Source organism: Phenylobacterium sp. (genome assembly GCF_013911965.1).
Taxonomy (GTDB): Bacteria; Pseudomonadota; Alphaproteobacteria; order Caulobacterales; family Caulobacteraceae; genus Phenylobacterium.
Window position 1 is genome coordinate 111,284 of the sequence record NZ_JACESE010000012.1, and the last position, 11,220, is coordinate 122,503.

Below are 11,220 nucleotides of genomic sequence, written 5' to 3' on the forward strand. Positions count from 1 at the left end.
AATCTGTCACATGGGTTTAGGGTCCCCGCCGCATAGCTCCGTCTCCACCTCCAAGACCCCCGTCTGCGGCGCTTAGGCGCGCCGGTCAGACCGCAACGGGTCAAGCATTGGAGGGGTAGTTTGGTGGTCTCGACCCGCTGGGCGCTGGTGAGCAGCGCGTGTTTTGGACTGATGAGCCTCAGCGCGCCGGCGATCGCCGGGCCGGCCGAGGTGCGGTTTGACATCCCGGCCGGCCCCCTGGAGGCGGCGCTGGTGACCTATGGCGCCCAGGCCCGGCGCCAGATTCTCTTCGACCCGGCGATGGTCGCGGGCCACCAGGCGCCGGCGATCCGCGGGCCCATGGGCGCCGATGCGGCGCTGGCGCGCCTCTTGGAAGGCTCAAGCCTTCGAGTGCGCGAAACCCAGCCCGGCGTCTTCACTCTGCAGGCTCCGCCTTCCCCACCCCCCTCCGCTCCAGGGCGGCCGAGCCTGCAGCCGCAGGCCCTGGCGCGCGCCGGCCAAGCCGTCGCCTCAGGGCCTGCGGGCGACGCGTCAGTGGCCAGGGCTCCGACGCTCCTCGATGAGCTGATCATTACGGGCACCCTGATCCGCGGGTCGAGCCCGCCCAGTTCGCCGGTGTTGCAGTTGGACGGCGCCGACATCGAAGCTGGCGGTCACGCCACGGTCGGCGACATGCTGGCCGCTCTGCCGCAGAACTTCGGCGGCTCCGGCTCGGCGGCCGCCGCCCTGGTGGGAACAGATCCGCGGACCACCAACGACCTGGCGGCCACAGGTCTGAACCTGAGGGGCCTGGGCGCCTCGGCGACCCTGGTGCTGGTCAATGGTCGCCGCATGGCCGGCGTCGGCACCCGCGGCGACTTCGCCGACGCCTCGGCGATCCCGACGGCGGTCGTCGAGCGGGTCGACGTGCTGCTCGACGGCGCCTCGGCCCTCTATGGGTCCGACGCGGTCGGGGGCGTCGTCAATGTGATCCTCAAACGCCGTTTGGACGCGCCGGAGTCCCGCCTGCATCTGTCGGCCGCCACCCAAGGCGGGGCCGAAGAGCTTCAAGCGAGCCACGCCTGGGGGACCAGCTGGTCCAGCGGCGATCTCGTGCTGGCCTATGAATATGGCAAGCACTGGGGTCTGCGGGCGGAGGAACGACCCTTCACCGCCACCAGCGACCTGCGCAGCCTCGGCGGCGGCGACTGGCGGACCTTCTACAGCCACCCCGCCAACATCCTCACCTTTGACGCGCAGAGCGGCAGCTATGTGGTCGGCTGGGCCGTGCCGCCCGGCCAGAGCGGGCGCAACCTGACGCCTGGCGACTTCATCGCCGGCGGCGCCAACCTGGAAAACCAGCGGCAAGGCGGCGATGTCTTGCCCGCCGACGAGCGTCACAACCTCTACGCCTCGGTCGTTCAGGCGCTTGGCGCGAACGTCCGGCTCCTGTCGGATGTGCGCTACAATCGCCGCGACAATCTGATCGCCCGACCGGCGTCGGTGTCGGTCTTCACGGTCACCCGCGCCAATCCCTTCTTCGTCTCGCCCAATGGCTCAAGCTCACACGTGTTGGGCTACGCCTTCGGCGACGAGGTGGGGCCCTCGTTGAGCGATGGTCGGGCCGAGAGCCTTGGGCTCTCCGGCGGGCTCGAGATCGACCTGCCCGCCGGCTGGCGCGCCGACATCTATGGCTCGGCGGCGTTTGAGACCGGCGAGCGCGACACCGAGCGCCTGATCAACAGCCGCTTCGTGAGCGAGGCCCTGGGCTCGATCGCCGATGATCCGGCGACATCCTTCTCGGCCCCTCGTGACGGCTACTTCAATCCCTTCGGAGACGGCGGCGCCAATGGGCCGGCCGTCCTGGACTTCATCGGCTCGGGCTATACGCGCGGCCGCACCTTGAGCCGCGTGCTCACCTTCGACGCCAAGGCCGACGGCGATCTCTTCGAGACGCCGGCCGGCGTGGTGCAGGCCGCCCTTGGCGTCCAGGCCCGCCAAGAACGCTTCAAGACCACGACCAAGAGCCTCGTCTCGACCACCGCCCCCGTCCACACCGGCGGGGTGACCTATAAGCGCAACATCGAGGCGGCGTTCCTGGAACTGCGCGTGCCGCTGGTCGGCGCAGACATGGGCGTGCCCGGCGTCGATCGTCTGGAGCTTTCCGTGGCGGCGCGGACCGAGCGCTACGGCGACTTTGGCCGAACCACCAACCCCAAGGTCGGGCTGCTGTGGGCGCCGATGGAGGGTCTGCGCTTGCGCGCCAGCTACGGCACGTCCTTTCGCGCGCCGAATCTGACGGAGATCTACCAGACCCAGAACGCCTCGCCGGTCCTGGTGGGCGCCGGGGCCAGCCAGACCCTGGCCCTTGTCCAGACCGGCGGCAATCTCAACCTGGAGCCAGAGACCGCGACCACCTGGTCGGCCGGCTTTGATTTCGAACCCGACGCCCTGCCGGGTCTGTCGCTGTCGGCCACCTGGTTCGACGTGACCTTCTCCGACCAGATCGGCCAGCCGGTGCTCGCCGACATCCCCAACGCCTTGAGCCATCCGGCCTACGAGCCGTTCGTCACGCCGGTGGATCCCAACAATCCCGCCGACCTGGCCTGGGTCGAGGCGCTGATGGCGGCCTCGACCTCCTCCAACATCGGCCTCTTCCCGGCGTCGGCCTATCGAGCTGTCATAGACGCCCGCTACGTCAACACCGGCGAGGTGGTGGTGCGCGGCCTCGACCTGGCGGCAGCTTACGCCTTCCGCCGTGGGGACGACGCGTTCGAGGTCACGGCGGCGGTGAACTATCTCGCCGACTATGTGCGTCGCTTCACCCCCACGGCCGAGCCGGTGCAGTTCGTCGACCAGGCCAACCAGCCGGTGGACCTGCGCGGGCGCGTCACGGGGTCGTGGCGGCGGGGCGCCTATGGCGTCTCGGCGACCTTCAACTATGTGGACGACTCTCACAGCGCCGCGGGCGAGCCGATTGAGGCCTATACGCCGGTGGATCTGCAGCTGCGTTGGACGCCGAAGACAAACTCCGGCCCCATCGCGGGCCTGACGGCGAACCTCACCGTCTCAAACCTCTTCGATGAAGATCCGCCCTTCTACAACTCGCCTCTCGGCGTGGGCTTTGATCCGGCCAACGCCGATCCGCTGGGACGGACGGTTTCGCTCTCTCTGACCAAACGCTGGTGAGCCTGAAAGCCTCGCCATGCGCGCCGGCCTCCTTCTGGCCGCCTGCGTCGCGCTCGCCTTCGGCGGCGCGGCGGCGGCGCGACCCTTCAGCGTCGATGACCTGCTGAACGCCGAAGAGTTCGGGCAGATCTGGGTTTCCGACGATGGCGACCTGCTCGTTGTGGAGCGCCTGATCGGCCAGGCGCAGGCCGCGCCCTTCGATCAGGACGTCTATAGCGACCATCGCCGAAGCCGCCTTTACGGGGCGCGCCTGCCGAACGGCCAGCTCTCGCCCTTGCTGCCGCAGGAGCGCGGCGGGCAAACGGCGGGGCCGGTGGCGCCGGGCGGAGCGCGGATGGCGGTGATGCGCTTTTCCGGCGCGATCTGGGAGGTGGGCGTCCTGACCTTCGCCACCGGCGACGTCCAGTGGTTGGGTCTGACGCCGGAGCTCAACGGCCTGGGCCAAACCCTGGTCTGGGTCGACGACCACACCCTGCTGGTCGCCACCCACGGCGCGGGCTCGGCGCCGCTTCGTCTGCGGACGGGCGGCGAGATGCGTCGCCGCCAGGCCGAACTCTGGGCGGCGGCCAAGGCTGGCGCCCCCGCGCTCCATGTCATCGGCAGCGGCCGCTTCTTGAGCGCGCGGCCTAAGGCCCCGCTCGGCGCCCTGATCGAGGTGGATTTGGCGGCGCAAACCCAACGCCGCCTGGCGCAGGGCGACATCATCGATCTTGCGCTCTCGCCAGATGGGCGCAGGGTCGCAGCCTTAGCGCTCTTTGCGCCTCTACAGGCGCCGGCGGCGCAGAAGCTTTGGGTGGCCAGTCCGGAGCGGCGGCGAAACTTACTGCTCATCGACCGAGCCACCGCTCAGGTCACCCTCCCCTGTCCCACCTGCCAGATCGATCCCAACCTGCTCGCCTGGTCGTCGGTAGGCGAGCATCTGCTGATCCATGGACGCCGAGGCGATCCTTGGACGGGACCATCGTCCTATTTCGTGGTCGGGCCGGAGGGGCTCAGCGCCTTGGAGACCCCGGGGGTGAGGCCGGTCATCGAGCGCACGAGCGAGGGCTACGCCATTCCCCGGGCGCATTGGTGGCGGGGGCGACCCGTCGTCCTGGCGCAGTCGATGAACGGCGTGCGCGGTTGGTTCGCGGTGAGCGCCGAGGAGGCGAAGGCGCTGACGGGCGATCTCACCGGCGTTGCGGCCCAGCTGGCGCTCGGCTCTGACGGCGCGTTGCTCGCCTTAGCCGAGGGCGCCATCTGGCGACTGTCTGAAAACGCGGCCCCTCAGGCCGTGGGGCCGGCAGAGGCCTTCGTCGCGCCGCAGGGCCTGGGCCTCTCCTACCGTGAGCGCATCAACGGCTTTCAGGCCCCGTGGGTGGAGGCGCAGGGGGCGGACGGCAGCTTGAACTTGCGCGCATTGGACGCCTCAGCGTCCCTGCCTCTGCCGACGGAGGGCAAGATCCTGAGCCGCGCCGTCGGCGGCGAGCGGTTGGCCGTGATCCGCCGGCGCGACGACGGCGTGCTGCTGTTGGAGGTTCAGCAGGGGCCTCGACAGTGGAGGACGTTGGCGCAGCTGAACGCCGTATTTGCTGAAATCGACTTTGCTGAGCGGCGGCCCGTCCAGGCGAAGGGCCCTCGGGGCGAGCCCGTGACCCACTGGCTCTTCTTGCCGCCGAAGACGAAGGGTCTGCGCCCGTTGATCGTCATCCCCTATCCAGGGGCGGCCTATGCCGAACCGCCAGCCGCCTACGGATCGGGCGTCGGGCGCTTTAGCGCCAACGCCGACCTCTTCGCCGCTGCGGGATTTGCAGCGCTCGTGCCAAGCCTGCCGCGACCGCCTGGCGCTGAGCCCGGTGAGGCGATGGCAGAGCAGATCTGGGCCGCCGTGGAGGCGGCAAGCCATGAGGCTGAGCTCGACCTCGCCCGCGTCGCCCTCGTGGGCCAGAGTTTCGGGGGCTACGCCGCGTTGATGGCGGGCACCCAAAGTGACCGCTTCGCCGCCATTGTGGCCTCGGCCGCCCCCTCCGATCTCGCCAGCATGCGCGGCGCCATGGACCCGCATTACGAGATCCTGCCCGCCGATGGCTTAGGGCTCAACGCCAACTATGGCTGGTCGGAGCGCGGACAAGGCGGGCTCATGGACTCACCCTGGGAGAATCCCGACCTCTATGTCCGCAACAGTCCGGTCTTCTTCGCCGACCAGATCTGCGCGCCCGTGTTGCTCATCCATGGCGACGGCGATTTCGTGCGTCTCTCCCAGGCCCAGGAGATGTTCTCGGCGCTCTACCGGCTCGGCAAGGATGCGCAGCTGATCACCGTCTTTGGCGAGGGCCATGTGATCTCGAGCCCCGGCAACCGCCGCGTCGTGACGACCGCGACGCTAGACTGGCTTCGGGCCGTGCTGGGCGCCCCCCATCACCCCTGCCGCTGAGGGCGACAGTTCGCAAAAGGTCTTGTGGCAGGAGCCCGCCCGTCTCCGCGCGGCTCTCGACAATCGTGTCGTCACGACAGTGCGGGAGACGCCGGGGACGTCGGGCGCGGCCGGGGCACGGTCGATCTGGCCCCAAACAGGCTGAGAGGCTCAAGCCTCCGGGAAGAGTACGGAAAGAGCGAGTCGAGCGCCTTGGTCGGAAAGCGGAGCGACACCGGCCCCTTGGGCAAGCCGGGGTTAGGCGGGAAAGGCGTAAGTGTACCCAGAGCAGCCGCACCCCCTACGTCAAAAATCGCATAAATCCATTTTATGTTGATTTCGACATAAGAGGGGAGTGTGCGGAAAATCGCATAGTCGCGAGATATGCGATTTGTAGCATAAGCAGGAAGCCGCCATGTCCCTCGCCATCGCTCGTTCCTCCCGTCAAGTCGGACGTCTGATCCAGCGGTTCCGCCAGGAAAAGGGGCTAAACCAGACGCAGCTCGCCCAGCTGACCGGCCAACGCCAGGAGATGATCTCTAAGATCGAAACCGGCCAGGGCGGCGTGAAGCTCACGACGCTGTTCGATGTGCTCGCCGCCTTAGGGCTGGAAATGACGCTCGAGCCGCGCAGCCAGAGCTCGTCGGCCGACATCGAGAACATCTTCTGATGCCTCGTCGTCGTACCCATGCCCCTCTGAACGTGCTGATCAACAACCGCCTCTGCGGCCGTCTGGAAAAAAGGCCAGCGGCGCGATCAGCTTCCAGTACGATCCGAGTTGGCTAGCATGGCAGCCAGCCTTTCCGATCTCCCTCTCTTTGCCCCTGCAGGAGGCTCCTCGGCGCGGGGAGGCCGTCGTCGCTGTGTTCGACAACCTCCTGCCGGACAACATCCACGTTCGTCGGCAAGTTGCCGAGCGCACCGGAGCCGAGGGCGCCGACGCCTACAGCCTTCTCGCTCAAATCGGGCGAGATTGCGTGGGCGCGATGCAGTTCCTTCCCGACGGTAAGGCGGCCGACGCCCTACAGCCCATCCAAGGCACGCCGATCAGCGACGAGGAAATCGAGGGACTGCTGGCGAACCTTGCCTGGGCGCCCCTCGGCATCGATCCCGAACAGGAGTTCCGGATCTCGGTCGCCGGCGCTCAGGAGAAGACTGCGCTTCTCCGTCACGAAGGCCAGTGGATGCGGCCGATCGGAACGACGCCGACCACGCATATCCTAAAGCCTCAGCTCGGCGAGATCCCGACGTCGTCGGGGGTGATCGATCTCAGCGACAGTGTCGAGAACGAGCATTACTGTCTGACGCTGCTGGAGAGCTTCGGCCTCCCCGTCGCCAAGACCGACCAGCTTTCACCTGACGTTAAAGCCCTAGCCATGGCAGCAGAAAGACGTTGTCATCGCGGCAACTAGCCCCAGCTAAACTCCGGGATCAAAGTCAGCACGCTCAATCAGGAACAAACGTCACCAATCTTGGTCCGTCGAACCCAAAAACAATACGGGACGTTCTTGTGCCGATGCGAGACTCAACAAAATATGCGCCAAATGCGACTGAACTCGTGCATCCGTTAGACGCGGACAGTAAATCGACACCGACAAGATCCCCACGTATTGGTCGCCCATTAAAATCAGCCAATACGCCACCGGCTCGGCGAGCCCCGTCGCAATAATATTCAAACCTCAACACCCCATTGGAGCGGAATACACGTATATCCTCCGATCTCTCGTCATTCCTGAATTTATAAACTGAGCTCTGAGGGTAAATATAGGCGTCCTCATCTGCTATTGATGCTCCAGCAGAAGCCATTATCAAAACGAAACCTACAAATATAAGCACGTATCTCATTTTTTCAGCCACCTGGCAGGCGCAACATGATAGAAAGGGACGCCGTAAATTGCAGGGGTCTCAATTCCAGGAATATATGGATGACCTTTCTGAGACACCAAGGTTCCGCTCGACGCGTCTAGGCCGAGCTGCCGCAACGAGTATTCAGAACCATAAGCCGTAACAAGCCCCTCCGCCCCAGCGATGGCGGTGAACCCTCGATCACTCCTCGCCAGGCTGACCGCAATATTATACAAGTCTGGGTCACTAACACCGCTTCCCTCCACGTGCGCGTGCACGTTGTAAGTGACCTGCTCCCGGAAAGCTGGACCGGTTTGAGCTAGAATTTTCTCGTTTTGCGGCGTGGCCTCACGAGCAGCCTGCGTGACTACTCGTCCTACTATCTCGGCATGGCCGAGAACTACGCCTGCCTGCGCGGCGAGCGAGGCCCTTCGGAACGCGCGCTGATCCACCTGTTCCGTCGCCTCTGTGAAGAGCGTCGCTATCTGCTGGCCGCCAAAGTGACTGCGGTCGAACCTGACGCACCGGCGCCGAGTCGCACGATATAGCTTGCAAGCGATGGACATTTTATAGCCTGAGAGCTATATGCCTCATGCCATGGACAGTCGCCAACCACGACGAGTTCGACCCGGAGTTCGAGGCCCTTCCCGAGGAGGTGCAGGACGAGCTTCTGGCGGTCACGGCGTTATTGGAGACCTATGGCCCGGCGCTCGGACGGCCTCACGCCGACACCTTGGCCGGTTCCAAGCACGCGAACATGAAGGAACTTCGGTTCGTTGCGGCGGATGGAGTCTGGCGGGTGGCGTTCGCCTTCGATCCGAAGCGACGGGCCATTCTGCTCGTCGCAGGCGACAAGGCCGGTGTCGCGCAGCAGCGGTTCTACAAGGGCCTGATCCGCAAGGCCGACAGCCGCTTCACCGACCACCTGAAGCGATTGAAGGAGGGTTGATATGGGACGCACGCGCCAAGAGATCATGGCGGGCTTGCCTGCCGAACGCCGGGTGAAGATCGAGGATCGCGCTGCCGAACTCCATGGCGAGGTCGAGGGGCTGAAGGCTCTGCGTCTCCTGACCGAGCGTAGCCAAGAGCAGATCGCTCAGAGCTTGGGGGTGAAGCAGCCGTCCGTCGTGAAGATCGAGCGGCAGACTGACCTCTACCTTTCCACCTTGCGTCGCTTCGTGGAAGCGGCGGGCGGCAAACTTGAACTGCGCGTGGAGTTGCCCGGCAAAGGGGTTCTGCACCTGAAGGGCCTTGGCGAACTGAATTCCTGATCCCACACCAGCGTTCGCCAGCCTACAGGTTCGCAACGTCATCGAGATGGCGTTGGGTGATCTCGTAGGTGGTCCCACCCAGCCGATAGGGGCCGCTGATGCGGATGCGATCTCCGGCGCCGACCTCTTTGAAGTGCTCGTCGCTGGTGAAAAAATTGATTGCATGCAGGAGATGTGCGCTGAGGCGCCGAGCAGATTGGCCGAGGCTGATCGACGACCCGTTCAGACCTGACCGCCATCCCTGGCGGCGCGCCCGAATGACGCAATCGCCGCCGCAGCAGTGCGCCGAAGTCTTCCCTCAGGGTCTGGCGCATTGGACCTCAGCGCGCCCGCAGCCTCCCGCGCGCCGCCCAAGGGTGCGAGTCGAACGAATGTCCTTCGGCGCTTGGGGCGCATGTCCCGTTCAAGGGCCAAATCCGACGCGAGCCGTTAGCCCGTTCAGATCGAAGGCCCCGTTCGGCAGCTGAAGCGCCCCCTTCCGGGCCGGGCCCTCTCCGCCTGGAGCTAGGCGCTGGCTGAACGGATGATCCGACGGGCCTGATAGGGCGGAACGACAGCTGTGATGTGCGCGGCCCAACGCAGTCTGCAATCACGCCGCACCGGCCCAACCACGCTTTCCAGATCATAGCGTCCCTTACGCGAGCCGCGCAGAAGGCGTTTGACTAAGACTTCATCCGTGTCGGTCTCGACCACGACGACGTGGCCCAACATGTCTTCGCTGGGGGGTGTCCGTTGATCTTCGAAGTAGATCAGTCCGCCGTTGTCGGCCAAACCGGTCATGGAATGGCCAATGACCTGGAGAGCCACGGCGCGAGGACTACCGCCCGGCGGCAGCGGCACGAGATCGCCAGGCGCTTGCCCGTTCGCGAAGAGCACCACACCTTCCGGATCTGCGCCAACACGGCCGACAATGGGTACGAGCCGCTCGGCCTCCGGCGCGTCCGCATCTAGCACGTCCGGTTCTGACGCACCCGTCCCAGCATATAGCCACTCGGCCGTGACGCCGAAGGCGGCGGCGTAGGCGGCGGCCTTGCGGTAGGAAAACGGGGCGTTGCCGTTCTCATTTGAGAGATAGGTGTTGCGGTTCCAGCCGAACGCCAGGGCCGCCTCGACCCCGGAGGCGAAGCCCCGCGCGATGCGCGCCTCTCGCAGGCGGCGGGCCGCCTCAATCTGCCCCTTGCTCATAATGTGTTTATCATACACTTTTTCCTATGACTCAATATGTAGATTATATACGATCATGATATGAACGACGCCCCGCCCCCAACGCCACCTAAGAGTTCACTCTCCGTCGAACTCGGCGGGTGGTTCAAAGCGCACGCCACCGGCCTGGGCGTGATCGCGATACCGTTTATCGTTCTGGCCCTGGCCGCCGTTGCGCTATGGGGCGGAAACTAGAGCGGCGACGCCGCTCAGCCTTGCTCGGCGCGGGTTGAGAGATGACCTAGTACCGGCGGCGCTCTGCGTAGAGGTGTCGCGGCTTGTGGTGACCGATGCGGGTTTGGTTTCCACCGCGACGCAGTGACAGGGACCATCGATCAAAGACCAGATCAAAGCCCTCGCTCGCCATGCCAGAGGTCAGCGAGACGGCGACCATCGCCTCGGAAACCTTTGTCACCAAGCCAATTCCGAGGTCACCGCTCGATAGGCGCAGCAAGGCTCCGGGGCGGAAGGCGCGACGCTGCGGCGCGACCAGCATCGGGAGGCCCTCGGACTGCCCCGGACTGAAGACGACATCGTCCTCGACGGTGGCGAAGGGTTCCACCAGTACGGCGACGGGGACCGGGACCACCTCGATCTGCTCGACGTCTGGGAGGGTGAAGACCACGGCCAGAGGTTCGCCTCCGTCGACGACGTCGGTCGCCAGACACAGAAGCGGACGCGGCCCCTCGGCGGCGACGAACCAACGCCCCGGCCGCAGAGCCGAGCGCTGAAGCGTGCGCGGGAATCCTTCAAACATGACGGCCATAGAGCGCCTGTTATGCGGCCAAGGACGGTGCTGAGGCGACCGAAAAAGGCTGAGGCTGGCGCTCTTCGCCGAGCTTGGGCGGCTTCCCCCCACCGGCGGATCAATGGCTCGGCCGCGACGGCTTGGGCCAGCTCGGCGTGGCGAGCGTCGACGGCGCAATCGCAGCCGCACCGCCACAGGCCGACGTCCAGGCGCAGGCTTCAGCCAGACCTCTCAGCCCTTCATCGTCTTCCGGGGGACCGCCGGCGCAGGCCCGTCACCGTGAGCGCACACCTTCGCAGGTCGCGGGCCTGGGCACGCTCAAGCCGTGGATCCTTGAGGGTCTTCAACGGCCAAGACGCTTCGCCCAGGCCTCGAGCCAGAGCTCGGTCATGATCAGATTGAAGAGGCTTCCATAACCCCCCCGCCAGATCAGGGATTGTGGCTGTAACGCCCATTCGACGGCGTCGCGCCGAAGGAGGCCATGACGCGCCATCTGCCCCTCCAGCAGCAGGGCGAGCAGCTCCTGGCGGCTCCGGCTCAACCTTCGGCCGTAGTGCGCCGACAATCGTCCCTTCGACCGGCGCGCGAGCACA

At 65.9% G+C, this 11,220-nt stretch carries 9 protein-coding genes and 1 pseudogene; 7 read left to right on the forward strand and 3 right to left on the reverse strand.

The window, feature by feature from the left end; all coding sequences use genetic code 11:
- Window positions 1-171 precede the first annotated feature (171 nt).
- From H2041_RS13480 to H2041_RS13510, 7 genes are all read left to right on the forward strand, one after another.
- Window positions 172-3,168: a TonB-dependent receptor gene (locus H2041_RS13480; protein WP_293413414.1), complete on the forward strand. Its 2,997-nt coding sequence runs from the start codon at window positions 172-174 to the stop codon at window positions 3,166-3,168.
- Between the two features lie 16 nt (window positions 3,169-3,184).
- The gene (locus H2041_RS13485; protein ID WP_293413416.1) at window positions 3,185-5,581 is read left to right on the forward strand and encodes a prolyl oligopeptidase family serine peptidase; all 2,397 of its coding nucleotides are present in this window, start codon (window positions 3,185-3,187) and stop codon (window positions 5,579-5,581) included.
- Between the two features lie 394 nt (window positions 5,582-5,975).
- Complete coding sequence (locus tag H2041_RS13490) at window positions 5,976-6,230, forward strand: helix-turn-helix transcriptional regulator (RefSeq protein WP_293413418.1); 255 nt, start codon at window positions 5,976-5,978, stop codon at window positions 6,228-6,230.
- A gap of 85 nt (window positions 6,231-6,315) precedes the next feature.
- Window positions 6,316-6,972: a HipA N-terminal domain-containing protein gene (locus tag H2041_RS13495; protein ID WP_293413440.1), complete on the forward strand. Its 657-nt coding sequence runs from the start codon at window positions 6,316-6,318 to the stop codon at window positions 6,970-6,972.
- An 822-nt stretch (window positions 6,973-7,794) separates the two neighbouring features.
- Window positions 7,795-7,953: a hypothetical protein gene (locus H2041_RS13500; protein ID WP_293413420.1), complete on the forward strand. Its 159-nt coding sequence runs from the start codon at window positions 7,795-7,797 to the stop codon at window positions 7,951-7,953.
- A 44-nt stretch (window positions 7,954-7,997) separates the two neighbouring features.
- Complete coding sequence (locus H2041_RS13505; RefSeq protein WP_293413422.1) at window positions 7,998-8,354, forward strand: type II toxin-antitoxin system RelE/ParE family toxin; 357 nt, start codon at window positions 7,998-8,000, stop codon at window positions 8,352-8,354.
- Between the two features lies 1 nt (window position 8,355).
- Complete coding sequence (locus tag H2041_RS13510; RefSeq protein WP_293413424.1) at window positions 8,356-8,676, forward strand: XRE family transcriptional regulator; 321 nt, start codon at window positions 8,356-8,358, stop codon at window positions 8,674-8,676.
- A gap of 504 nt (window positions 8,677-9,180) precedes the next feature.
- On the opposite strand, the gene H2041_RS13515 is transcribed toward H2041_RS13510, so the two are convergent.
- The 3 genes and pseudogenes from H2041_RS13515 to H2041_RS13525 all read right to left on the reverse strand — a co-directional run.
- Window positions 9,181-9,861, reverse strand: coding sequence for an XRE family transcriptional regulator (locus tag H2041_RS13515; protein ID WP_293413426.1), 681 nt, complete (start codon window positions 9,859-9,861; stop codon window positions 9,181-9,183).
- Window positions 9,862-10,120: 259 nt separating this feature from the next.
- Window positions 10,121-10,645, reverse strand: a complete 525-nt coding sequence (locus H2041_RS13520) for a hypothetical protein (protein ID WP_293413428.1) — start codon at window positions 10,643-10,645, stop codon at window positions 10,121-10,123.
- A gap of 325 nt (window positions 10,646-10,970) precedes the next feature.
- Window positions 10,971-11,220 (reverse strand): annotated as a pseudogene (locus H2041_RS13525) (hypothetical protein); the annotation flags it as partial.

Coding starts and splice junctions, on each gene's coding strand:
- H2041_RS13520 (WP_293413428.1), bottom strand. CDS start 10,645: ATGGCCGTCATGTTTGAAGGATTCCCGCGCACGCTTCAGCGCTCGGCT.
- H2041_RS13490 (WP_293413418.1), top strand. CDS start 5,976: ATGTCCCTCGCCATCGCTCGTTCCTCCCGTCAAGTCGGACGTCTGATC.
- H2041_RS13500 (WP_293413420.1), top strand. CDS start 7,795: ATGGCCGAGAACTACGCCTGCCTGCGCGGCGAGCGAGGCCCTTCGGAA.
- H2041_RS13515 (WP_293413426.1), bottom strand. CDS start 9,861: ATGAGCAAGGGGCAGATTGAGGCGGCCCGCCGCCTGCGAGAGGCGCGC.
- H2041_RS13510 (WP_293413424.1), top strand. CDS start 8,356: ATGGGACGCACGCGCCAAGAGATCATGGCGGGCTTGCCTGCCGAACGC.
- H2041_RS13480 (WP_293413414.1), top strand. CDS start 172: ATGAGCCTCAGCGCGCCGGCGATCGCCGGGCCGGCCGAGGTGCGGTTT.
- H2041_RS13485 (WP_293413416.1), top strand. CDS start 3,185: ATGCGCGCCGGCCTCCTTCTGGCCGCCTGCGTCGCGCTCGCCTTCGGC.
- H2041_RS13505 (WP_293413422.1), top strand. CDS start 7,998: ATGCCATGGACAGTCGCCAACCACGACGAGTTCGACCCGGAGTTCGAG.